This window comes from Arthrobacter sp. Y3223164 (assembly GCF_059091005.1).
The window spans coordinates 1-441 of the sequence record NZ_JBNHGF010000857.1; the positions used below are offsets into that span (position 1 = coordinate 1).

At 73.0% G+C, this 441-nt stretch carries 1 protein-coding gene; it reads right to left on the reverse strand.

All coding sequences use genetic code 11. The annotated features are described in order from the left end of the window. Positions 1-31: 31 nt before the first annotated feature. The coding region (locus tag AC5RUJ_RS18400; RefSeq protein WP_494156535.1) for a PIN domain-containing protein at positions 32-441 on the reverse strand (410 nt) is incomplete at its 5' end.

A 441-nucleotide genomic window follows, 5' to 3' on the forward strand; every position in this document is an offset into this window, starting at 1 on the left:
GTGCTGCTCCCGCCCGTGGACGCTGCAGGCCCTAGCGCCGGGCCGGCACCCAAGGGTCGCAGGCTTCAACCGCAAGCCGCCGATAGGCCTCGGCGTTGCCGGACACCACGGTCAGGCAGTGCCTGGAGGCGGTCGCGGCGATCAGCGACTCGACGGCCGGCACGTCTTGAATGGCCAGCGGCGCCCAGGCCTCGGCCACCTGCTGGTCAACCGGCAGGATAAAGGCCGAGAACCGCGCGGTCAGCTCGACCAGCCACGCGTCGGCCTGCCCGGTCAGCGCGGAGTCCTGGGTGCTCAGCGCCCGCAGCTCCCCCAGGGTCAAGGCGGAGATGTAGACCCGGGAGCGGCGGCGCCGCCGCAGGAAGTCGACGACGGCGGGGTCCGGGCTTTCGCGCCTGAGCTCAACCACGACGTCGGTGTCCAGCAGCAGCCCGCGGGCCC